Genomic DNA, 21,587 nt, shown 5'->3' with positions numbered 1-21,587 from the left:
CCTCTGTTCAGGCCGCTTGCGCTTTTGTTTCGTCCAGCTCCAGCGGCTAGAGGCTCGAGGTCTTATGCCAATCCAGCCAGGAAGGCAAAGGGCGCCTTCCCGGCTGGATCGACATAAGCTTGTCGCCTCTGTTCAAGCCGCTTGCGCTTTTGTTAATTACTATAAAAATTCTCTGTATAGTAAGGCTGGGATTTTTCGTTAAAAGCGACCCCGATGCCCAAATGTTCGTAGTGTGACTGCAGAATATTCTCTCTGTGACCTTTGGAATTCATTAGTCCTTCGTGGGCGAAGATGGAACTTAATTGTCCGTATGCCAGGTTTTCTCCGGCAGTACGAAAGGCTACCTGATCTTCCTCCATTCGATCAAATGGTGATTGTCCATCAAGATTCGTGTGACTGAAATAGTCCTGTTCCGCCATATCGAGACTATGTTTCCTCGCTGTGTCTCTTACTTGACTATCCCATGAGAGAACGTTCAGTCCTTTTTCTACACGAGTGGCATTGGTAAGGTCGAATAGCTGGAATTCAAACCCTTCCTTTAATTCAGAGCTTGCCTTGGTATAGAAGTTTTTCTTATTGGCTTCTAAAGTCTCGTCGATGATCTGAATGGCGGTCACGGTGTCATTTTCATGCTTATCATAAAAGACGGTCACATAGCTGCCATCGACTTTGTATACATCCTGTTCTCCGTTATTTTGCAGCTGATATAATGTCAGTCCCTTTCGAATATTCGTTAATGGCTCACCAAGTTCTTTCTGTACTACCTCTTTGGTTACGCCTATCTTAATCCCTGAATCAGAAGAGAGGAGATCTTGATTTGTGAAGAGGCCATTCACCTGTTGGTTTTGATCATAGGAGACCATTAAGAAATTTCGGTAGTTTTCATGATAGGCATACCATGAAACTCCGTATTCGTTGCTTGATTTTCTCTTTGCTTCACCGAGTTCTTCCTCGACACTTTCTTCGGAATCCCCGATTTCAATATTATAGATGGAAAATTTTTGTTCACTTGGTACTGTTAAGGTCGGCTTCTCCGCAGACTCTTCATTATTTGTGTCAGTGGGTTGTTCCAAATCCCGGAATGATTCGTCCAATTTTATTAGAAGTAGGTTAACTTTTTGATAAATTTCATCAAAGGTATCCTGTACTTTAGGGTTATTCTTCATTTCTTCAATTTTATAGAGGACTGAATCGAAGCCTGTCGCTTCTACTTTTTCTTCCCAAGCGGGTTTAGATATATAAGCAACCACAATGATTGTGATAAAAATAAATAATCGTCTCAAAGGCTAACACTCCATTCTACCTTCCATTGTATCCAAATTCATAAAGAAGTAAAAAGAGAAAGGCTTACTCACTTTATTCAGTACCCACTCTACGCCGCCTTCAATCAAAACTACCTGTTTTAGTAAGCTGGGGTCTGGGTAAGATAACTGAAAAGGCATACTCACAAATATTACATATAAGGGGAAATGCTCAAATGAAATTATCTCATGAAGAACGAATCCAGCTGCATGAATTCAATAACTTAACGAAATCATTAAGTTTTAATATGTATGATATCTGCTATACAAAGACAAGGGAAGAACGGGAAGCATATATTGAATACATTGATGAGCAGTACAACGCCGATCGACTGACGAATATCCTCACACATGTTTCGGATATTATCGGTGCACATGTGCTGAACATATCGAAGCAGGACTACGTTCCCCAGGGGGCGAGTGTGACAATCCTGGTATCGGAAGGACCGATCGTCGAAGTGCCGACGGAGCATTTTGATGAATCTCCCGGTCCGTTGCCATCCGCTGTGACAATGCATCTTGATAAGAGTCATATAACGGTCCATACTTATCCAGAGTATCACCCACATGAAGGGATTTCTACATTCAGGGCAGATATCGATGTGTCTACATGCGGGGAAATTTCTCCCCTTAAGGCATTGAACTATCTGATCCACTCCTTCGACACGGACATCATGACGATGGATTATCGGGTGAGAGGGTTTACAAGGGATATTAACGGAAGAAAGCTATTTATCGACCATGACATCAATTCGATACAGAATTACATTCCAGAAGAAATTAAGGATGAGTACGACATGATCGATGTGAATGTCTATCCGCAAAATATTTTCCATACAAAATGTAAGTTGAAGGAGTTTGATTTAAACAACTATTTATTTGGTTATACAAAGGACAGACTCGAAGATGGTGAGGTTGAAGAGATTACAGACAAGGTGAAAATGGAAATGGATGAAATCTTTTATGGTAAGAATATTTCCATGCCGTAAGATTATAGAGACCCCTTCTTAGAATAATCCGGAGAAGGGGTTTTTTAGTTTAAAATCTTACTATTATGAAAATGGATTTCAAGAAGGGAATTTCATTCCACTTGAAGAATAGGTAAATATGTTTGTAATTTGAGGAGGAATATGGAATGAATTCACATGAAATCGAATATAAATTGCACGGGGACGATATGCAGTTTGTAGAAATAGAGTTGGATCCGGGAGAAAGCGCCGTAGCTGAAGCTGGTGGTATGATGATGATGGAAGATGGAATAGGGATGGAAACAATCTTTGGTGACGGATCTCAAGGGAGCGGTACTGGAGGGTTTCTTGGAAAATTGGTTGGAGCGGGAAAGCGTATACTAACGGGTGAAAGCTTGTTTATGACCGTATTCACCAATGAAGGAATGGGTAAAAAGCATGTTTCTTTTGCAGCACCTTATCCTGGAAAAATCATTCCTGTTGATTTAAGTGAATTAGGCGGTAAGGTGATTTGTCAAAAAGATGCTTTTCTATGTGCTGCAAAGGGAGTTTCTGTTGGGATCGATTTTCAAAAGAAATTGGGAACAGGCTTCTTTGGTGGAGAAGGCTTTATCATGCAGAAGCTGGAGGGAGATGGGTTAGCCTTTCTTCATGCAGGGGGAACCATTTATAGAAGAGAGCTTCAGCCAGGGGAAGTATTACGGGTGGACACGGGTTGTTTAGTGGCCATGACGAAAGATGTGGACTACAATATCGAATATGTTGGCAAAATCAAATCTGCCTTCCTTGGTGGAGAAGGAATGTTTTTTGCTACTGTTCGAGGTCCTGGGACCGTTTGGATTCAGTCCCTTCCGTTCAGTCGTTTAGCGGAAAGAATCTATGCGAACGCTCCAGGAGGAGGCCGTTCTACTGGTGAAGGAAGTATACTTGGTGGAATCGGGGATTTTCTAAACGGGGACGATTGATTCTAAGAGAAATAGTAATAGCATTTCCATTCGTGGAAGTGCTTTTTTTGTTCATTGTTTTAGTTTGGGTATTCACCTATTTAGATCCCTCAACATATGTTTAAATAAATGATGGGAAAGGGTGATTTCGTGACAGGCAAGATTCGTCATTATTTTGCTGGAGGTAATACGGCTAAAGGTTTTTACAGTCTATATGATTCGGTGTTGGAAGGTTTGGAAAGGGTATATATACTAAAAGGCGGTCCTGGAACGGGTAAATCCTCATTGATGAAGATGATGGGGGAACGATTCCTGAATAAAGGGGTAGACGTGGATTATCTACATTGTGCTTCTGATAATCAATCCATCGATGGAGTTCTCCTTCCAGCATTTGGTGTGGGGGTGGTGGACGGGACAGCACCTCATATTATTGAACCCAAAGCACCCGGTGTAATCGATGAGTATGTGAATTTAGGATTGGCATGGGACCGGGAAGAACTGTCCCGGAACAAGGAAAATATTATGGGGTTAAATGATAAAATTGCTTCATTATTTCAGAAAGCCTATGACACCTTTGCAGCATCTCTTCGTGCACATGATGATATTGAAGAAATTTACATTTCCAATATGGACTTTGGAAGAGCGGATGAATTGACAAATGAGTTAATTTCACATTTCTTTGAAAATAAGTGCCTTTCTAAATCCTCTACAGTCAAACATCGGTTCTTAGGTGCCGCAACTCCTGATGGGGCAGTTGACTACATTCAGAATTTAACAGAAGATGTCGAAAAGCGCTTCTTTATCAAAGGACGTGCAGGTTCAGGAAAGTCAACGATGTTAAAGAAAATTGCTTTTGCCGGAGAAGAGAAGGGCTATGATATTGAAGTTTATCATTGTGGGTTTGACCCCGATAGTCTTGATATGTTAATCATCCGTGAAAAAGGAATCGCTATTTTCGATAGTACTGCACCACATGAGTACTTTCCTGATCGGGAATCTGATGAAATCATCGATATGTATGAAAGATGCATTACTCAAGGAACAGATGAAAAATTTGCTTCTGATATAGAGAGAACAACAAAAGCCTATAAGGATAAAATGAAAGAAGCGATCTCTTATCTGAATGAAGCAAAATGCCTTCGTGAACAACTTGAATCCATCTATATAAGAGCTATGGACTTTTCAAAGGTGAATACAATTAGAGAAGAGATTTATCAGGAAATAAATGAGTTTATAAAAAAGTAGCTTACAGAGTATCGAGAGAACGTAATGATTTTTATGTACAATATTAAACCGTAGATGAACCTAAAAACCATGCTCATGCATGGTTTTTATTGCGAGAAAATATCTATTAAAAACATAAGTTATACTAACATAATAAACGACAAGTGGATTTGTTATGTTAGTATAATGAACGGTAACCACAGGTTTTATGGTAGGATAATAAGGGAAAACCAAAGGCGAAAAGGAGTTAAGCAGATTACTATGAAGTTGGTATCATGGAATGTAAACGGCATTAGAGCATGTGTAAAAAAAGGCTTTTTAGATTACTTTCATGGAGTGGATGCTGATATTTTTTGCCTTCAAGAAACTAAGCTACAAGCGGGGCAAATCTCACTGGATTTAGTTGGGTATCATCAATATTGGAATTACGCGCAGCGGAAGGGATACTCTGGTACAGCGGTCTTCACGAAACAGAAACCTCTTGCTGTTTTTTATGGTTTTAATGAAGAACATATAGAACCGGAAGGGAGAGTCATTACATGCGAATTTGATTCTTTCTATTTGGTGAATGTTTATACTCTGAATTCGAAAAGGGATCTTTCAAGGATAGAGGAACGCCTTCAGTGGGAGGATACATTAAGAGAATATCTTCTGGAATTGAATCGTCATAAACCGGTTATTCTATGCGGAGACTTAAACGTCGCTCATACTGAAATCGACCTGAAAAATGATAAGTCAAACCGGGGGAATTCAGGTTTTACTGATGAAGAACGAGGGAAAATGACTTTGCTGCTAAAGGAAGGATTTGTCGATAGCTTCCGATATTTACATCCGACAAAGGATGACGCTTTCAGTTGGTGGTCGTATATGAGCAAAGTGCGCGAACGGAATATTGGCTGGAGGATCGACTATTTTATTGTGTCTAAAGTCCTTGCGGGCACTATAAAAGCTGCTGAAATACACTCTGAAATTATCGGTAGTGATCATTGTCCAGTATATTTAGAGTTAGAGTAGTACATACAAAGAGCAAAGAACGACTGATTCGGAGGGAAAAAAATGTTACGTAAAAGGTTGCAGCAATTCATTAAAGAAACAAAAGAAGAAAAAGGAGTTGTTCCTTTATTTCAGCTGGAAAGAGAATATGCTTTAAAGTACGGCTTAGTGGATGCTGATGAGATAGTCTCCACGAAAGAAGATTCTCGCTTTCAAAGTGCGTACATCGAGCGTTGTGAGAAAGAAACGGAAGAACTCACCAGTCAAGAATCAGTTGAATTTCTTAATCAGCCAATCACTTACCTGAAAGAGCACAAAAATGAGTTCGTTTTCCTTGAATCTGTTTGGTTTTCTGTAATAGGGGTGGAAGCCGTTTCTGTGGAAGTGGACGATGTGTTTGGTACTTATGATGCGATGCTTGGATTAAAGCTCCAAAAAAAATATCGGAGTCAGATTGAAGGGTACTTGGAAGAGGCTCTTCAAGGTGAATCTTCTTACGACCTATTGTTTAATGGGGAAGACGGATTATGGGATTTGAATTTCACTTTGAATAATCACCCCGATTTTCATGATGGCCTCACAATCCAATCGGTTTACGAGCTTATATATGAATTCTTGTTTCATCTTCTGCAAAACGTGGATGAGGCATAAAAAGTTCGTCCCCCTCGAATGAATGAGTTCGGGGGGATATTATTTTGCTTTTTTACGTTTGACCGGCTCATAGTCAAACAATTTCCCTTCGTACAAAAGGTGTAATTTAGGATGATTCCTGAAATCCTCCGGAGTAATCAAAGCAGGCAGTTTATCCCATAGTTGGATACCGGAACGTTGAAGGAGTTCTGCTACAAACTGAGAACAAAAGTAGGAATTGCTGAATTCGACGGGTTCATTCATGGATACCCCGAACACACCTAAAAGATTATAAAGAAATTTCTTCCGACTTCTCTTAAATACATTTAATACTCGCTTCATTTTTTCGATGTTTCGACCTGATACTTCCAATTGATAAATCACGCACGTGGTTTGAGGGTATTTGCTGTATGTTCCCTGAAAGATATCTTCTTTTACAAACCCTCCATATATGGGGTTATTAGGATGCTTCCGTCCAAAGCTGTATAGTTCATTCAGTTCACGGTCAAATGAGATCGATGCGTGGTTGTAAGGTGCCTTCGTATATTTCTTAATGGACTTTGTAAACAGTGTTCCTGTATCTGTCAGTAAAATATAAATATACTTATCCTGCATAGCTCATTCCCTCTTTTAAAGTAGTAGAAATTCCCATATGCTTAATTATACAATATAAAAACCGGTTAAATACGGTCATTTTAATAGGGGGGATGGAAATGTCATCAGCCATTTGGACTTTATTTATTATTTTTATAGGATTGGTTGTTGTCAACATCTTGTTTTTGCAGATTAAAAGAAAGCAAAGGGAAAAAGATTTTTCCAGAATCACCCTAAGGGTAAAAACATGGTGGGGTATGTTTGTGGTTTTTTGTTTGGCGACTTTGTTCAATCCAATCATATCTATGTTTTCGTTAATGGTTCTTTGCTTCTTTTCCCTCAAAGAGTATTTCTCCATGATGAAAACGCGGAAATCCGACCGGCGAATATTCTTATGGGCTTATTTATCGATTCCGATTCAGTTTTACTGGATATATATCGGATGGTATGGGATGTTCATTGTATTTATTCCAGTATACGTATTTTTACTGTTGCCCCTGCCAAGGATTTTGGGGAAGGGGACATTGGGATTTCTTCGTTCGGTCAGCTCTACTCAATGGGGGCTCATGCTCATGGTGTTTGGTTTGAGTCATCTTGCTTACTACCAGATTGCAACTCCAGTTTATGGTGCAAATATGGTGCTTTTCCTGGTTGTACTTACCCAAGTGAGTGACATCGCTCAATTTGTGACATCCATATACTTTGGAAAGCGAAAGGTGGTTCCTACATCGAATCCTTCCATTACGTGGGAAGGGTTTCTGGTGGCGATGGTGGTTACGACAGTAGTATCGTATTACACGTTCCCTTATTTGACACCACTCGATTTGAAATTCGGGATTCTCTCAGGGCTAATCATCAGCATCAGTGGTTTTGTAGGCAGTTTGACGATTTCCGTATTAAAACGGGACCTCCTCATCGGTGATCATGAAAGATTAGCTGCATTAAAAGAGAGCTACCTTAATCGCGTCGACAGCTTAGCCTATACATCACCTATCTTCTTTCACATCATTCGTTATTACTTTGACTTTATGTGAAAACAGAGAGGGACGGACCTTGAAGGTCCGTCCCTCTATCACTTTATGTTTATTCTTTCATAGGAAGCTTTTTGATTTCTTGTGTAACAACATGGGCAAGTTCATCATTCCCGAACAGGGAAAGGACCCCAAGTAGGGTGGTCTCTGGGATTTCTTCTGATTCTTCTTTAGAAACGGTCAAGTCGATTCCTTGCTGCAATGCAGGATTTTTTCCTTGATGGGGGTAAGCCCTTTGATAAAGCTCAGCGGGATTAAGATCATGATTCACACACCACTGAGCAAATACAAGGATCATCATATGCTCATCTTTCTGGTAATTTTCAATGATTTTTTCTTGCATATCTTTTGAGTTCACGAAAAATCTCTCCTTACACTTATGTCTCCCTGTATTATAGCGAAGTTCTGAGAAGAAGCCTATTCATTTCCTTTTTCAGTCTTATGAGTAATACATTTTTAAAAAGAGTGACGAAAGGTGTATAATAGGAGGATGGAAGGAAACATGTTTCCACTGAAAGGAAGATAAATAATGAATATAACCAATCACCATGCTGATGAGTTAAAAGATCCTACAGGAATTTTAAGTGGAGATCGTTATGAAGTAATGCTTGATATCGAAGTACCTGAGGACGATGAACTCTATTCAGAACAGGGTATTTACATAAAAGCCATTTTTGTTCGCGACGAGAATGGAGCAAGGATTGTACAATCCTCTATCATTGAAAGAAACACAGAGTCGTATCTGGACTTTGAACTTGAAGAAGAGGAAGAGAGTCTCATTCTTTCATACTGTCAAGAACATATCGGATAAATGATAAGAGCATCATGCCCTCCTTACAGCTATGAGGGCATGATGCTTTTTGTTAGTGAGTGTTTGTTTCTGTCAGTAAATAAGAGCCAGTCTTTATTTTAAAAACTGGTACGAAGCATTGCTTACTTTTACTTATAATTCGTTTAATAAGCTATTTATTCGGTTTTAATAAGTAATAGCATTTGATATACTTATAATAGCAAAGTGATAGCAAGTGATATCACAATGATAGAAAAGGGGGTTGAACCTTGTCGGATCAAGGAAAAATGCAACTTAATGTAAGGGTTGATAAGGAAACATCAGAGAAATTGGAAGAAATCGTAGAATACTACCAGCAGAATACAAAAGTTGGAAAAGTGTATAAAGGTGACGTCCTAACAGATATCATTCATAAATCCCATGAAATCATGGAGAAGCAAAAAAGAATACAAAACCGCAAATACTAGCATTTTTAAACCTTTTACAGTTCTTCTGTAAATGAAAAACAGAATTGTATATGTAACAATATAGGAGACTCAACCAAAATATTGAAAGTAAAAGAGGTTACAGCATGCAAATGCCGAAAAAATTGATCAAAATTCAAAGAGGGTCAGGGATTTCACCATACATATGGAGCATCATCAGTATCCTGCCTTTTTACTTCATCTTTCAGTCGTCATCTACGATTGAAATCGTAGTAGGGATCTCTTTAACGATTGCCTTTTTTATTTCTTTACGTTTTGCCTTCATCTCGAAAGATTGGCCGGTCTATTTATGGACATCGATATTGATTGCGATCTCGATCACCATGACCATTCAGTTTAATTTTATTTATTTCGCTTTTTACATTGCCTACTATAACGGGAATATAAAAAACCGGGTGGCTTTTTTGACCCTTTATATTATACATCTTGTGCTGACGACGGTCTCGATCAATTATAACTTCGTTTTACAGGATGAATTGTTCTTATCCCAGTTCCCTTTCATTCTGATTATCTGGATCAGCGTCATCTTGCTGCCGTTCAATATTTATAATCGGAATAAACAGGTTCTGCTTGAAGATCAGTTGGAAGATGCAAATAAACGCATTTCAGACCTTGTTAAACAGGAGGAGCGCCAGCGGATTGCACGTGATCTCCATGATACACTGGGGCAAAAGCTTTCTCTGATAGGCTTGAAAAGTGACTTGGCGAGAAAATTGGTGTACAAAGATCCTGAGCAGGCGCGCAGTGAATTGAAGGATGTCCAACAAACGGCGAGAACTGCTTTAAGTGAAGTAAGGACCATGGTTTCCCAGATGAGAGGGATCCGCCTGAAAGATGAAATTATCCGGATCAAGCAACTCTTAAAGGCAGCTGAAATCGAATTCCTCATGAGTGACGAGACAACACTACCTCAAGCATCACTCTTTATGGAAAATATCTTAAGTATGTGTCTAAAAGAGGCTGTAACGAATGTGGTTAAACATAGCAGTGCTTCTTACTGTGAACTCGTCATAGAAGAATCGGATAAAGAGATGACCATTGTGGTGAAAGATGACGGTGTGGGAATCGGCTGTGATTACTCACAGTCCAAAGGAAGTGGTCTGATCGGGATGAGAGAGCGGCTGGAATTTGTCAATGGTAGTCTGGATATTATTTCGGACGATGGCACCACCCTGATTATGCGGGTGCCGAAAGTAATCAAGCAGACAGACAGGGAGGGTATGGGATGATTCGAATTGTAATCGCCGAAGATCAGCGGATGCTGCTGGGAGCACTAGGCTCTTTATTGAGCCTCGAGGATGATATGGAAGTGGTAGGAAAAGCAGGCAATGGTGAAGAAGCCATCGCCCTGGTTCATGAACTGAAACCGGATATTTGCATCCTGGATATAGAAATGCCCAAAAAGACCGGCCTTGAAGCGGCAGAACAATTAAGAGGGGAGGATTGTAAGGTGATCATCCTTACTACCTTTGCCAGATCAGGTTATTTCCAGCGTGCCTTAAAAGGTGGGGTGAAGGGATATTTGTTAAAGGACAGTCCCAGTGAAGAACTGGCGAATTCGATACGACTTGTGATGGAAGGTAAGCGAATCTATGCACCAGAACTGATGGATGACGTCTACAGCGAAGAAAATCCTCTCACAGACCGGGAAAAAGAAGTATTGGAACTCGTTGCAGACGGAAAAAACACAAAAGAAATCGCAGATGAGCTCAGCCTTAAAACGGGAACAGTGCGGAACTATATTTCCACCATCCTCGACAAACTGGAAGTGAAAAACCGAATCGAAGCCATCACACAATCAAAAGAAAAAGGATGGTTTAAATAAAGAGAATGAAACAAAAGTGTTATGTCCCGGCTTTTTTCTAAAAATGGGTTGAATATTTCTTTCCGCGTGTACATTCCATATCTGGGTTTAAAATCTCGATTCCAGAAAAAAATATCATTATGAAAAATAGCTCCGTGAAACCTTTGTTAGTACGGATTATTACGTTCAGACTACAAACAAGAAGAAGGATGGTTTACTTTTTTTCGGTTGACAAGTTATATAATCATGATACGATAACATCGAAAAACAAAATTTCATAAGACGATCCACTAGGGGTGCCTTCTAAAAGGCTGAGATTAAAGTATGCTTTAAGACCCTTTGAACCTGATCTGGTTGAGACCAGCGTAGGGAAGTGGTGTTTGACGGTCACGAAAAGTCGTACTCTATCAATTGATCTCAAGCCACTTCCTGTATGCTGTTATGCATAATGGGAAGTGGCTTTTTTGTTGCCTATTCGGGTCGTCTGGAAAAGGAGGAAGAAGTTATGACATTTTCAACGTACTTAAGAAACGAAGTAAAGGAGATTTGGGAGGCAAGCTTTCAACATCCTTTTGTAAAAGGAATCGGGGATGGAACTCTTCCAATTGAGAAGTTTAGATACTACATTCTCCAGGATGCCTATTATCTCTCACACTTTTCAAAAGTACAGGCATTGGGGGCATCCAAAGCAACAGACTTACATACAACTTCCCGGATGGCAACGCATGCTGTAGGAACGAATGAAGCAGAGCTTTCACTACATGAAAATTTCTCCAGCCGATTAGGTATAACGGATGAAGAGAAGAAGCAGTTCAAACCCGCTCCTACAGCTTATGCCTACACCTCCCACATGTATCGTTCCTCACAATATGGTGGTCTGGCAGATATTTTGGCCGCCATTCTGCCTTGCTATTGGCTCTATCACGAGATAGGAGAACGGTTGAAATCGTGCAGACCAGAAGAGCCGATCTATCAGGAATGGATCGCCGCTTATGGAGGCGAGTGGTTCAAAGAGTTAGTGGTAGAACAAATCAATCGTCTTGATGATTTGGCAGAAACGATGACTGAATCTGATAAAGAAAGAATGAAAGAAAATTTTGTATTGAGCAGTATTTACGAATTCCAGTTTTGGGAGATGGCATACACACTTGAAGAATGGCCGTTTCAGCGTACCCTGACTGTAGGTGGTGGAAAGGGAAATGGTGGAATACATGTCTAAATTAAAACTGACGGATATTTTAGTAACGGTTGTCATTTCCATCATGTTCGGAATTATTTATAAGCTATGGGGACCTCTTTATAATCTATTGAAGCCATTTGGGTTACATGCGGACCAGTTCATTTATGGTATGTGGTTCATGGCAGCAATGGTGGCATTTTTGATTATTCGTAAACCGGGCGTTGCACTGCTGGCAGAAATTGCAGCATCTTCAGGGGAGTTTCTCATGGGTTCTGAGTGGGGGTTGGAGGTTCTTTTATTCGGAATCATTCAAGGTTTCTTGGCAGAGTTGATTTTCTTTGTCACAAGATACAAACGATATGACCTGTTCGTCATATGTTTTGCAGCAGTTGGATCAGCAGTTGGTTCCATCTTTATGGATTACTTTAAAGGATATATGGGTGATCTGGTTCTTTGGAATCTGTTATTATTTGTGGCTGCCAGGTTACTGGGATCTATTGTCATTGCAGGTATAGGGTCATTTTATCTGGTAAAGGCATTAGAAAGAACAGGAGCAACCAGCCTTGTAAGACGCGTGGATCAAAAAGAATACGATGCATTGAATCAGTAAGGGAGTGAAGGGCTGTGCATGTTGAAAATCTGCGCCTCAAATTTCCAGGCTCAGAAAAACTGTTGTTTAAGGATATCAGCATTTCAATCCATGAAGGGGAAAAAGTATTGTTATTAGGGCCATCAGGATGTGGGAAATCAACGCTCCTACATGCTTTATCAGGAGTGATCCCCCGGTCTATCGATGTTCCCATGAGGGCTTCCTCCATCGAAGTATCTGAATCATGGGGATATGTATTTCAAGATCCCGACTCACAATTTTGCATGCCTTTTGTGGATGAAGAATTGGCTTTTGTTCTGGAAAACCTACAAATTCACCGAGATGATATGACAGGGACCATTAACAGACTATTAGGGGAAGTCGGGCTGGAACTTAAAGATTCCCATACAAGAATCTCTGCATTATCAGGAGGCATGAAACAAAAATTGGCCATTGCCTCTGCCCTTGCATTGAAACCGGACACTCTTTTCCTGGATGAACCAACCTCGCTATTGGACGAGGAGAGTACCCAAGATGTATGGAGAACAATAAAAGAGACATGTAAAGATAAAACGTTAGTAATCGTAGAACATAAGCTCGATCAAGTTCTGGGGATCATTGACCGGATCATTCTGTTCAATGCTGATGGAGCTGTTTTGGCTGATGGTGCAAAAGAATGGATATTAAATCATTACAAAGAAACCTTGAAGCTATTAGGAGTTTGGTATCCGGGAGCGTGGCAGGATTATTTGTCATCCTGCCAACCAAGAGCGGTTCCTTCGTACGGAAAAGTGATTGTGAACTTAGAAAACTTTAAAGGCTATATGCAAAAAAAAGAGAAGATTCATATTCCCTGTGCAAAGGTTCATAAAGGGGAATGGGTTGCTATAACAGGCAGGAATGGAGCCGGTAAGTCAACGTTGCTTCACAGTTTCATGCAATTCATTCACACAAGCGGGACGTACGAATTAAATGGAAAACAGATAAAAGGAAAAAAGGTTCCACAGGAATGTGCATTTGTTTTTCAAAACCCGGAGTTCCAGTTTGTCACTCATTCTGTTTTCGATGAGGTTGCCTATGGCTACCGGTTGGAGACCATGGATGAAAAAAGTGTGAAGAAAAATGTGAATGAACTGCTTGAGCGATTCAAGCTTGATCCATTCAAGTTTCAACACCCTTATCATTTATCCATGGGGCAAAAGCGTAGATTGAGTGTCGCAGCCTCCATTGTCAGGAATGAGGAAATTCTATTACTGGATGAACCTACCTTCGGGCAAGATTCTCGGAATACTTTTGCATTGATTGAAATGCTTCAAGATTATCAAAGGGAGGGCTCTACCATTTTAATGGTGACTCATGATGAAAAGATCATCCAGCACTATGCAACCAGAGTATGGACAATAGAGGAGGGACAACTACTCCAAGATACTCAGGCAGTAGATTCAGGGAGTAAAGCATTATGGATATGACAATCAGCCATAAGGATACGTGGATGCATCATATTAATCCGACCATCAAGTTAATGACTATGACAGGCATCTTTTTGTTCTTGTTATTTGTTCATTATCTCAATTGGCTTCTTTACTTGAACTTGTTCTATTTCTTACTGCTGTGGTTATTTTCAGGATACTCAAATAGAGTGGTCCTATTGTTGGTCCTGCCATTTTTGCTTGTCTTTCTATCCACAGCGTCTTCAATGATTATGTTTGGTAAAGGAGAGACGACATGGTTGAAATGGGGTTTAATCCATATAACAGAGGAAAGTTTTTACAGGGGGATCCATATTGGATTAAGGGCATTTGCTTTCGCTATATTAGGACTATTGTTTGCTCTTACCACCCGACCCGTCCTGCTCTTTTATTCCCTCATGCAGCAAGTTGGATTAAAGCCGAAGTACGCTTATAGTTTCATGGCTGGGCTTAGATTGATTCCTATTATGGCAGAAGAATTTTATACACTGCACAATGCCATGAAAGTCAGAGGGATCCGGGAACAAAAGGGGATTAAACACCTATTCCATAAAATGCAATCTTATTCTATTCCCTTACTGGCTCAAAGTATCCGGAGGGCTCACAGAATGGCCGTGGCAATGGAAACGAAAGGATTCGATGGAAATGGACAACGGACCTATTTCTATAGGGTAGGCTTTTCCAAATATGATGGTTATTTTATCGTGAGCACCTTCCTCATGATGCTGGTCAGTTATTATACTTCTATCCATCTACCCATTTTACCGACTGGAGATGTTCGTTATGGAAAATGAGAAGAAGAGACAATTACATGTCATCTCCACAGGGAATCAATCAAGGGAAGAATTAGTGGAAATCTCAAAAATCATTCATCCTTATGTCGATATACTTCATCTTCGTGAAAAAAAGTGGACAGGTAAAGAATTGACAGAGACCATTGGTCATTTAGCAGCAGCAGGAGTTCCTTTAAGGAAACTTTGTATCAATGATCGGGCAGACATCGCCTGTATAAATAATGTAAGAGGAGTGCAACTTGGTTATCACAGCGCCCCTGTCTGCATGGTGAAGAACGTTTTTCCATCCTTGAAAATAGGAGCATCGGTGCATACGATTCAAGAAGGACAAAAGGCACATGAACAAGGAGCGGATTATCTGATATATGGAAACATTTATTCTACACCCTCGAAACCGGGGAAGATTGGAACAGGTGTTGAAAGATTAAGAGAGTTCGTTCTGAAGGTCCCTGTTCCTGTAATCGCCATCGGAGGTATTACACCCATTCGGGTAAAAGAGATTGTAAGGACTGGCGCAAAGGGTATTGCGGTGTTATCAGGGATTTTTCTTGCTAAGGATCCTCTTGAAGCAGCCCGGTCTTATTATGAAGCATTGCATAAGGAGGTGAAACAGTTTGACGACAGTGTATGACGTCTTGGTTGTCGGAGGAGGAGTGATTGGCTGCTCCATTGCTTACCAGCTGTCCAAAAGAGGAAAGAATGTATTGGTACTTGAGAAGAATCAATTGGCATCTAAGGCTTCCAAAGCTGCTGCTGGAATGCTTGGGGTACATACGGAATTAAATGGGGGAAGCCCCCTTTATAGACTGGCACAGACCAGTCGGGATATGTACCCCGTTTTGGCACAAGAACTAAAAGAAGTATCCGGTATGGATATTGAGTATGTGGAAAATGGAATGATTAAATTGGCAAGGACAGAGGCTGAAGCCCAGACTTTATTAGAAGTTGCATCAAAAACGGATGAAGTTGAGCAAGTTCAATGGATGTCGCCACCAAATCTATCAGCCTGTGAACCTTATCTATCAAAACATGTCACAGGGGGCTTATTCATTCCGCGGGATGGGAATGTCTCGGCACCAAAGCTGACAGAGTCTCTCGGGTTGGCATCAAAGAGGTTGGGTGCTGATGTCAAGGAGTATACGGACGTATATGATTTTATGATTGAAGGAAACAGGGTAATGGGGGTTCAATCGTCCATTGGTCCTTTTTACGCTTCAGAAACAATCGTGGCAGGCGGGGCGTGGAGTCAATCTTTATTAGAGAGGGTCGGCGTTACACTTCATGCTTATCCAGTCAAGGGGGAATGCTTTTCAGTGAAATACTCCAAAAAACTGGTGGAAAGAACCATATTCACTGAAGGGTGTTACATCGTGCCAAAGCCCGGTGGTCGGCTTTTGATAGGGGCAACAGAGCAACCCAACACCTTTGATGAAACCATTTCCGCAGGCGGGCTGATGGATTTAATGAATAGGGCTACAAGTATACTGCCGGAGCTTTCCTACGCCCATTGGGAAAGAGCATGGGCAGGTATTCGTCCTCAGAACCAAAAAGGACTTCCTAGAATAGGGAGGAGTGGTATATGGGAGGGACTTTCCATTGCAACTGGGCATTACCGTAATGGTATCCTTCTTGCCCCCATTACGGGAGTCCTCGTTGCCGATCTTATTGAAGGAAAAGAGAATCATCAACTACATTCATACGTGGGGAGTTTTTGAAAGTGGACTTACGGATAAATGGTCAGCAGCTGACAGTACCGGAAACAATTTTGACGATAAAAGATCTCATTCATCATTTTAAGCTGGAAAATCGAACGATTATGGTTGAACGGAATCAAGTCATTTTAAGAAGAGAAGATCATGTAAAGACCACAGTTCTAGATGGGGATACCATTGAACTGGTCCAATTTGTAGGAGGCGGTTGAGATGTTGAAAATCGGAAACTATTCATTCCATTCAAGATTATTGTTAGGCACTGGTAAATATCCTGATTTTGAGATTCAGAAGAAAGCTGTCGAAGTTTCTGGTGCGGAGATTCTTACGTTCACGGTAAGACGCATGAATATATTCGAACCCAGCCAACCTAATTTTCTCGAAAAACTGGATTTAGAGAGCTTTTCACTATTACCAAATACGGCAGGAGCAAAAACTGCCGGCGAAGCCGTTCGGCATGCACAATTAGCAAGGGCATCAGGACTTTGTGACATGATTAAAGTGGAAGTGATCGGCTGTGATAAAACATTATTGCCCGACCCCGTCGAAACCTTGAAAGCAACGGAAGAATTGATAAAAGATGGATTTACGGTGCTTCCTTATACATCCGATGATGTGGTCCTTGCCAGAAAATTGGAGGAATTGGGTGCACATGCCATCATGCCCGGTGCATCTCCGATAGGATCCGGGCAGGGCATTGTGAACCCTGTAAATCTGAGCTTCATTATCGAGCAGGCCAAGGTACCGGTCATCGTTGACGCGGGTATTGGTTCTCCTGCGGATGCGGCATTTGCCATGGAGCTCGGTGCAGATGCCGTGTTACTGAATACAGCGGTTTCATCTGCGAAAGATCCTGTTAAAATGGCCAATGCCATGAGGCTTGCCATTGAGGGAGGGCGTTTTGGATATGAAGCAGGAAGAATTCCAAAAAAGCGTTACGCAGCGGCGAGTAGCCCAATGGAGGGGATGAGTGTTTGACTGGAGAAAGATACTCAAGGCAAAAGTTGTTTTCTCCTATAGGAACAGAGGGACAGCAAAGAATAAGAGATAAGCATGTACTCGTAATCGGCGCAGGCGCATTAGGAACGGGGAACGCAGAAGCCCTGGTTCGTGCCGGTATCGGAAAGCTGACGATTGTGGATCGTGATTACGTGGAATGGAGTAATCTGCAGCGACAGCAGTTGTACAATGAGCAAGATGCGATAGGGCGTATTCCGAAGGCAATAGCTGCCAAAAGAAGACTTCAAGAGATAAATTCAACGGTTGAAATAGAAGCTCATATACTGGATATCATGCCAGAAGAGTTAGTAAACATGGCATTGGGAGTGGATCTGATTATAGACGCTACCGATAACTTTGAAACGAGAATGATCATAAATGATGTTTCTCAAAAACATTCCATTCCCTGGATCTATGGAGCATGTGTAGGGAGTTATGGTATTTCATTCACTATTCTCCCAGGGGTCACACCGTGTCTTCAATGTCTACTCGATGAAGTTCCCATAGGGGGCTTGACCTGTGATACAGCTGGGATCATCAGTCCTGCCGTCTCACAGGTGGTATCCTATCAAACGACGGAAGCATTAAAGATTTTGGTAGAAGACTATGAATCTCTTAGTCATAGGGTGGTCTCCTTTGATTTATGGAAAAATGAACATACATCATTGGACGTGGCAAGACTGAAAAGGGATGAATGCCCTTCATGTGGGGATCACAAGATTTATCCGAGTCTTAAATACGAGAATCAAACAAAAACGGCAGTCCTTTGTGGTCGGGATTCAGTTCAAATACGACCTGCGTCAAGTCACTCTGTTAATCTCTTGGGTGTAGCCACAACACTTGAGAATCAAGGAATGCAAGTGGAAAGGAACCCCTATTTGATTTCGTTTAAGGTAGATTTCCTCAGGATCGTTTTATTCTCTGATGGGCGTGCACTCGTTCATGGAACGAAAGAGATAAAGGAAGCAAAATCAATTTATCACCGTTATTTTGGTTAATATAAGGAGGGGCAGGATATGGTTCAAAAAGCGTTGACAATTGCAGGTTCGGATAGTGGTGGAGGTGCCGGAATTCAAGCAGACTTAAAAACCTTTCAGGAATTAAATGTTTATGGGATGTCTGCCATTACAGCCATAACAGCACAAAATACAAAAGGAGTGCAGGGGGTTTTCCCGATGTCCGCAATGGAAGTCTATGAACAACTGACCTCTATAGCCGATGATTTAACGCCAGAGGCTATTAAAACCGGTATGTTGGTGAATGCAGAAATTATTTCGACTGTTGCGGAATTCCTAACCACATCAAGGTGGGGAAAGCTGGTGGTGGACCCTGTGATGATTGCAAAAGGGGGGGCTTCTTTACTGGAAGAAAAGGCTGTTCAAACGTTAATCGATTGCTTAATCCCCCTTGCTTACGTCATCACTCCCAATATACCAGAAGCTGAAGCGTTGACGGATAGAGAGATACGGAATAAAGACGATTGTCAGAAAGCTGCGGAAGACCTCTTAAAGATGGGGGCAAAACATGTTGTGATAAAAGGGGGACATGAATCCCGGTCACAATCCTTGTATGCCACTGACTTACTCTATGACGGTACAAGATTTCATGAGTTTAAGAGCCCAAGAGTTTCGACGCCCCATACTCATGGAACTGGCTGTACGTTCTCTGCGGTCATCGCGGCAGAACTGTCAAAAGGACACACCGTCTATGATTCAGTTCATACTGCCAAGCAATTTATAACAGCAGCAATAACACATTCACTTGGGATTGGGAACGGACACGGACCAACGAATCATTGGGCTTATCATGCAGGTATGAAAATATGAATCTTAAAGAATCCTTACAATTGTACTTTGTGATGGGCAGTCAAAATTGCAATGAGCACCCTGCTCTTGTATTGGAAAAGGCCCTCGCAGGTGGTATTACCATGTTCCAATTTCGTGAAAAAGGGAGCCATGGTTTGAAAGGGAAGCCCTTGGTGAAGATGGCCCTTGAACTCCAACAATTGTGTCAAAAGCACAATGTTCCTTTTATCATAAATGATGATGTTGAGCTTGCTTTGTCATTAAATGCAGATGGTGTACATATAGGTCAGGAGGACGAATCAGTCGAGGTGGTACGGAAAAAAATAGGTGATAAAATAATTGGGGTCTCTGCCCATAATGTAAAGGAAGCTCAGCTTGCATCAGAGTCAGGTGCCGATTATCTTGGTGTGGGACCCATGTTTCATACCACAACAAAAAATGATTGCAGAATCGTCCAGGGTCCAAATGTGATCGAATCCATAAGAGCAATGGGAATCCGTCTCCCGTTGGTCGGTATCGGTGGAATCCATGCGGGCAATGTCAATAAAGTAATCGAAGCAGGTTCAGACGGTGTGGCTGTCATCTCTGCGATTTCAAAACAGCCGGAGCAGTCTCATTCTCTCTTTCAAGTGGTACAGGATAGTCTGATAAAATCATTTTAATTCGAAATTGATCGGACAAAGCAACATATCTTGCCCTCCCCAATCATACTATACAGTAGACCCCGGTCTAACTTGTATCATTACAACCAATAAGAGGGAGGGTTCAGAATGAATGTCTGGTTTGTTTTATTGAACATTTTGGTGTTTCTTGTTCTCATTGGTGTACTATTTCATATGCAAAGAAAAAATGTTTCGTTTTCAAAACGTGTGTTTGCGGCCCTGGGGCTGGGAATTGTATTCGGTCTCGGTTTACAGTGGGTGTATGAGGCAGGTGATGAAAGTGTCACCCAATCGATTGAATGGTTCAATATTGTTGGAACCGGTTATATTAAGCTACTTCAAATGATTGTCATGCCCCTGGTGTTTGTGTCGATCCTTTCAGCTTTTACTAAATTGAAACAATCTTCTAATCTTGGGAAAATTTCTGTGTTGATTATCGGATTGCTCGTCGGTACGACAGCTGTTGCAGCTGCAGTCGGAATTGCGACAACCGCAGCATTTGATCTGGAAGCGATCCAAATTGATCAAGGGAATGCCGAAGCGGCAAGGGGTGTCCAATTAGAGGAAAGGGCAGCGGCTTTAGAAGGTCAAAGTTATCCCCAAAAAATCCTGGAACTCCTGCCTCAGAATCCTTTCCTTGATTTGACCGGAGAAAGAGCCACGTCCACCATAGCTGTAGTGATTTTTGCAGCCTTCATTGGCATTGCCTATTTAGGGGTTCAGCGTAAGGAACCTGAAGCGGCGGAATTTTTCAAAAAAATCGTGGATTCCATCTATGCAGTCGTTATGAGAATCGTGACCCTTGTTTTGAGGCTGACGCCATTCGGAGTGCTTGCCATTATGGCAAAGACAGTTGCACTGAGTGACTTCGATGCCATTATGAAGCTGGGTGAATTTGTAGGAGCCTCCTATATCGCATTGATCATCATGTTCTTGATCCATTTAATCATGCTTACACTTACCGGCCTGAATCCTGTTACCTATATGAAAAAAGCTTTTCCTGTATTAGCGTTCGCCTTTACGTCAAGATCCAGTGCCGGAACATTACCCCTTAATATTCATACTCAAAAGAATAAATTGGGAGTGTCAGAAGGAATAGCCAACTTCTCCGGTTCATTTGGATTATCCATCGGACAAAATGGATGTGCCGGTGTATATCCTGCCATGCTTGCGGTGATGATTGCCCCAACGGTTGGGATCAATCCGTTTACTCCTTCCTTTATTTTCACACTGATTGTTGTAGTTGCCATCAGTTCCTTCGGTGTTGCCGGAGTTGGTGGTGGTGCAACATTTGCCGCTATCCTCGTCCTATCTGCCATGGATCTGCCAGTGGCGTTAGCGGGTCTTTTAATTTCGATAGAACCTTTAATCGACATGGGGCGGACAGCTGTTAATGTGAGTGGTGCGATGACATCGGGTATCATTACGAGTAAAGTAACGGGAGAACTGGATACCGGGACCTACAATAAAGATATAATTGAAACGGAAGCTTAAATATCGGGCTGGCTCATAGTACTATGAGCCAGTTTTTTTATAGTTCAACCAAAAAAGCGACAGTTCTTTAAGTGTTTATGATTGAAAATTCTGATTATATTCTTTACTATAGAATTAACATA

At 41.4% G+C, this 21,587-nt stretch carries 26 protein-coding genes and 1 riboswitch; of the genes, 22 read left to right on the top strand and 4 right to left on the bottom strand.

What is annotated here, in order from left to right; translation table 11 throughout:
- Nucleotides 1-152: 152 nt before the first annotated feature.
- A complete protein-coding gene (locus tag BAA9072_RS12620; protein WP_201715044.1) occupies nt 153-1,283 on the bottom strand; it encodes a CAP domain-containing protein in 1,131 nt (376 codons plus the stop codon).
- 194 nt (nt 1,284-1,477) lie between these two features.
- Here BAA9072_RS12620 and speD point away from each other — a divergent pair, with 194 nt between their 5' ends.
- From speD to BAA9072_RS12595, 5 genes are all read left to right on the top strand, one after another.
- A complete protein-coding gene (gene speD, locus BAA9072_RS12615) occupies nt 1,478-2,290 on the top strand; it encodes an adenosylmethionine decarboxylase (protein ID WP_201715043.1) in 813 nt (270 codons plus the stop codon).
- Between the two features lie 146 nt (nt 2,291-2,436).
- Nucleotides 2,437-3,234 (top strand): TIGR00266 family protein, encoded by a 798-nt coding sequence (locus tag BAA9072_RS12610; RefSeq protein ID WP_201715042.1) that lies wholly within the window; start codon nt 2,437-2,439, stop codon nt 3,232-3,234.
- A 129-nt stretch (nt 3,235-3,363) separates the two neighbouring features.
- The gene (locus BAA9072_RS12605) at nt 3,364-4,458 is read left to right on the top strand and encodes a PRK06851 family protein (protein WP_201715041.1); all 1,095 of its coding nucleotides are present in this window, start codon (nt 3,364-3,366) and stop codon (nt 4,456-4,458) included.
- Between the two features lie 240 nt (nt 4,459-4,698).
- Nucleotides 4,699-5,451, top strand: coding sequence for an exodeoxyribonuclease III (locus BAA9072_RS12600; RefSeq protein ID WP_201715040.1), 753 nt, complete (start codon nt 4,699-4,701; stop codon nt 5,449-5,451).
- 42 nt (nt 5,452-5,493) lie between these two features.
- The gene (locus BAA9072_RS12595) at nt 5,494-6,081 is read left to right on the top strand and encodes a branched-chain amino acid aminotransferase (RefSeq protein ID WP_201715039.1); all 588 of its coding nucleotides are present in this window, start codon (nt 5,494-5,496) and stop codon (nt 6,079-6,081) included.
- A gap of 39 nt (nt 6,082-6,120) precedes the next feature.
- Here the strand turns inward: BAA9072_RS12595 and BAA9072_RS12590 are convergent, their stop codons facing one another.
- Nucleotides 6,121-6,675 carry a hypothetical protein gene (locus tag BAA9072_RS12590; RefSeq protein WP_201715038.1) on the bottom strand — a complete coding sequence of 185 codons (555 nt, stop codon included), beginning with the start codon at nt 6,673-6,675 and terminating at the stop codon, nt 6,121-6,123.
- Complete coding sequence (locus tag BAA9072_RS24255) at nt 6,665-6,997, bottom strand: hypothetical protein (RefSeq protein ID WP_230980859.1); 333 nt, start codon at nt 6,995-6,997, stop codon at nt 6,665-6,667. The genes BAA9072_RS12590 and BAA9072_RS24255 overlap by 11 nt, the downstream gene beginning before the upstream one ends.
- Between BAA9072_RS24255 and BAA9072_RS12585 the strand changes: the two genes are divergently transcribed.
- Nucleotides 6,912-7,688 carry a phosphatidate cytidylyltransferase gene (locus tag BAA9072_RS12585; RefSeq protein ID WP_230980857.1) on the top strand — a complete coding sequence of 259 codons (777 nt, stop codon included), beginning with the start codon at nt 6,912-6,914 and terminating at the stop codon, nt 7,686-7,688. The genes BAA9072_RS24255 and BAA9072_RS12585 overlap by 86 nt on opposite strands.
- 49 nt (nt 7,689-7,737) lie before the next feature.
- Here BAA9072_RS12585 and BAA9072_RS12580 read toward each other — a convergent pair whose 3' ends face one another.
- Nucleotides 7,738-8,043 (bottom strand): hypothetical protein, encoded by a 306-nt coding sequence (locus BAA9072_RS12580; protein ID WP_201715036.1) that lies wholly within the window; start codon nt 8,041-8,043, stop codon nt 7,738-7,740.
- 171 nt (nt 8,044-8,214) lie between these two features.
- Here BAA9072_RS12580 and BAA9072_RS12575 point away from each other — a divergent pair, with 171 nt between their 5' ends.
- The 16 genes from BAA9072_RS12575 (at nt 8,215) to BAA9072_RS12500 (ending at nt 21,465) form a co-directional block, all read left to right on the top strand.
- Complete coding sequence (locus BAA9072_RS12575; RefSeq protein WP_201715035.1) at nt 8,215-8,496, top strand: DUF6509 family protein; 282 nt, start codon at nt 8,215-8,217, stop codon at nt 8,494-8,496.
- Between the two features lie 248 nt (nt 8,497-8,744).
- Complete coding sequence (locus BAA9072_RS12570; protein WP_201715034.1) at nt 8,745-8,942, top strand: hypothetical protein; 198 nt, start codon at nt 8,745-8,747, stop codon at nt 8,940-8,942.
- 110 nt (nt 8,943-9,052) lie between these two features.
- Entirely contained in the window at nt 9,053-10,189 is a 1,137-nt protein-coding gene (locus BAA9072_RS12565; protein ID WP_201715145.1) for a sensor histidine kinase, read from the top strand.
- Entirely contained in the window at nt 10,186-10,785 is a 600-nt protein-coding gene (locus BAA9072_RS12560) for a response regulator transcription factor (RefSeq protein WP_201715033.1), read from the top strand. Before BAA9072_RS12565 ends, BAA9072_RS12560 begins: the two co-directional genes overlap by 4 nt.
- A 261-nt stretch (nt 10,786-11,046) precedes the next feature.
- Nucleotides 11,047-11,153: riboswitch (TPP riboswitch) on the top strand.
- A gap of 116 nt (nt 11,154-11,269) precedes the next feature.
- Entirely contained in the window at nt 11,270-11,983 is a 714-nt protein-coding gene (tenA, locus tag BAA9072_RS12555) for a thiaminase II (protein WP_201715032.1), read from the top strand.
- The gene (locus BAA9072_RS12550) at nt 11,976-12,554 is read left to right on the top strand and encodes an ECF transporter S component (protein ID WP_201715031.1); all 579 of its coding nucleotides are present in this window, start codon (nt 11,976-11,978) and stop codon (nt 12,552-12,554) included. The genes tenA and BAA9072_RS12550 overlap by 8 nt, the downstream gene beginning before the upstream one ends.
- A gap of 14 nt (nt 12,555-12,568) precedes the next feature.
- Nucleotides 12,569-14,002 carry an ABC transporter ATP-binding protein gene (locus BAA9072_RS12545; protein WP_201715030.1) on the top strand — a complete coding sequence of 478 codons (1,434 nt, stop codon included), beginning with the start codon at nt 12,569-12,571 and terminating at the stop codon, nt 14,000-14,002.
- Nucleotides 13,993-14,796, top strand: a complete 804-nt coding sequence (locus BAA9072_RS12540; RefSeq protein ID WP_201715029.1) for an energy-coupling factor transporter transmembrane component T family protein — start codon at nt 13,993-13,995, stop codon at nt 14,794-14,796. Before BAA9072_RS12545 ends, BAA9072_RS12540 begins: the two co-directional genes overlap by 10 nt.
- Complete coding sequence (locus BAA9072_RS12535) at nt 14,786-15,427, top strand: thiamine phosphate synthase (RefSeq protein ID WP_201715028.1); 642 nt, start codon at nt 14,786-14,788, stop codon at nt 15,425-15,427. The genes BAA9072_RS12540 and BAA9072_RS12535 overlap by 11 nt, the downstream gene beginning before the upstream one ends.
- On the top strand, nt 15,420-16,511 hold the full coding sequence (thiO, locus tag BAA9072_RS12530) for a glycine oxidase ThiO (protein WP_230980856.1): 1,092 nt from the start codon (nt 15,420-15,422) through the stop codon (nt 16,509-16,511). The genes BAA9072_RS12535 and thiO overlap by 8 nt, the downstream gene beginning before the upstream one ends.
- 2 nt (nt 16,512-16,513) lie before the next feature.
- Nucleotides 16,514-16,717, top strand: coding sequence for a sulfur carrier protein ThiS (gene thiS, locus BAA9072_RS12525; protein WP_201715026.1), 204 nt, complete (start codon nt 16,514-16,516; stop codon nt 16,715-16,717).
- Between the two features lies 1 nt (nt 16,718).
- A complete protein-coding gene (locus tag BAA9072_RS12520) occupies nt 16,719-17,483 on the top strand; it encodes a thiazole synthase (RefSeq protein WP_201715025.1) in 765 nt (254 codons plus the stop codon).
- A complete protein-coding gene (locus BAA9072_RS12515; RefSeq protein WP_201715024.1) occupies nt 17,480-18,502 on the top strand; it encodes a thiazole biosynthesis adenylyltransferase ThiF in 1,023 nt (340 codons plus the stop codon). Before BAA9072_RS12520 ends, BAA9072_RS12515 begins: the two co-directional genes overlap by 4 nt.
- A gap of 18 nt (nt 18,503-18,520) precedes the next feature.
- Nucleotides 18,521-19,330, top strand: coding sequence for a bifunctional hydroxymethylpyrimidine kinase/phosphomethylpyrimidine kinase (gene thiD / locus BAA9072_RS12510; RefSeq protein ID WP_201715023.1), 810 nt, complete (start codon nt 18,521-18,523; stop codon nt 19,328-19,330).
- On the top strand, nt 19,327-19,971 hold the full coding sequence (thiE, locus tag BAA9072_RS12505) for a thiamine phosphate synthase (protein WP_201715022.1): 645 nt from the start codon (nt 19,327-19,329) through the stop codon (nt 19,969-19,971). The genes thiD and thiE overlap by 4 nt, the downstream gene beginning before the upstream one ends.
- A gap of 108 nt (nt 19,972-20,079) precedes the next feature.
- Entirely contained in the window at nt 20,080-21,465 is a 1,386-nt protein-coding gene (locus BAA9072_RS12500; RefSeq protein ID WP_201715021.1) for an L-cystine transporter, read from the top strand.
- Nucleotides 21,466-21,587: the final 122 nt, after the last annotated feature.

This window comes from Rossellomorea arthrocnemi (assembly GCF_904424705.1).
GTDB lineage: Bacteria > Bacillota > Bacilli > Bacillales > Bacillaceae_B > Rossellomorea > Rossellomorea arthrocnemi.
Note: the sequence above shows the minus strand (reverse complement) of the source record. Positions and strands in the feature narration are given on the sequence as shown.

Excerpts from the sequence above, each read along its gene's own strand:
- speD (WP_201715043.1), top strand. The coding sequence starts at position 1,478 with ATGAAATTATCTCATGAAGAACGAATCCAGCTGCATGAATTCAATAAC.
- BAA9072_RS12610 (WP_201715042.1), top strand. The coding sequence starts at position 2,437 with ATGAATTCACATGAAATCGAATATAAATTGCACGGGGACGATATGCAG.
- BAA9072_RS12600 (WP_201715040.1), top strand. The coding sequence starts at position 4,699 with ATGAAGTTGGTATCATGGAATGTAAACGGCATTAGAGCATGTGTAAAA.
- BAA9072_RS12595 (WP_201715039.1), top strand. The coding sequence starts at position 5,494 with ATGTTACGTAAAAGGTTGCAGCAATTCATTAAAGAAACAAAAGAAGAA.
- BAA9072_RS12590 (WP_201715038.1), bottom strand. The coding sequence starts at position 6,675 with ATGCAGGATAAGTATATTTATATTTTACTGACAGATACAGGAACACTG.
- BAA9072_RS12585 (WP_230980857.1), top strand. The coding sequence starts at position 6,912 with ATGTTTGTGGTTTTTTGTTTGGCGACTTTGTTCAATCCAATCATATCT.
- BAA9072_RS12575 (WP_201715035.1), top strand. The coding sequence starts at position 8,215 with ATGAATATAACCAATCACCATGCTGATGAGTTAAAAGATCCTACAGGA.
- BAA9072_RS12565 (WP_201715145.1), top strand. The coding sequence starts at position 9,053 with ATGCCGAAAAAATTGATCAAAATTCAAAGAGGGTCAGGGATTTCACCA.
- BAA9072_RS12560 (WP_201715033.1), top strand. The coding sequence starts at position 10,186 with ATGATTCGAATTGTAATCGCCGAAGATCAGCGGATGCTGCTGGGAGCA.
- tenA (WP_201715032.1), top strand. The coding sequence starts at position 11,270 with ATGACATTTTCAACGTACTTAAGAAACGAAGTAAAGGAGATTTGGGAG.
- BAA9072_RS12550 (WP_201715031.1), top strand. The coding sequence starts at position 11,976 with ATGTCTAAATTAAAACTGACGGATATTTTAGTAACGGTTGTCATTTCC.
- BAA9072_RS12540 (WP_201715029.1), top strand. The coding sequence starts at position 13,993 with ATGGATATGACAATCAGCCATAAGGATACGTGGATGCATCATATTAAT.
- BAA9072_RS12535 (WP_201715028.1), top strand. The coding sequence starts at position 14,786 with ATGGAAAATGAGAAGAAGAGACAATTACATGTCATCTCCACAGGGAAT.
- BAA9072_RS12520 (WP_201715025.1), top strand. The coding sequence starts at position 16,719 with ATGTTGAAAATCGGAAACTATTCATTCCATTCAAGATTATTGTTAGGC.
- thiD (WP_201715023.1), top strand. The coding sequence starts at position 18,521 with ATGGTTCAAAAAGCGTTGACAATTGCAGGTTCGGATAGTGGTGGAGGT.
- thiE (WP_201715022.1), top strand. The coding sequence starts at position 19,327 with ATGAATCTTAAAGAATCCTTACAATTGTACTTTGTGATGGGCAGTCAA.
- BAA9072_RS12500 (WP_201715021.1), top strand. The coding sequence starts at position 20,080 with ATGAATGTCTGGTTTGTTTTATTGAACATTTTGGTGTTTCTTGTTCTC.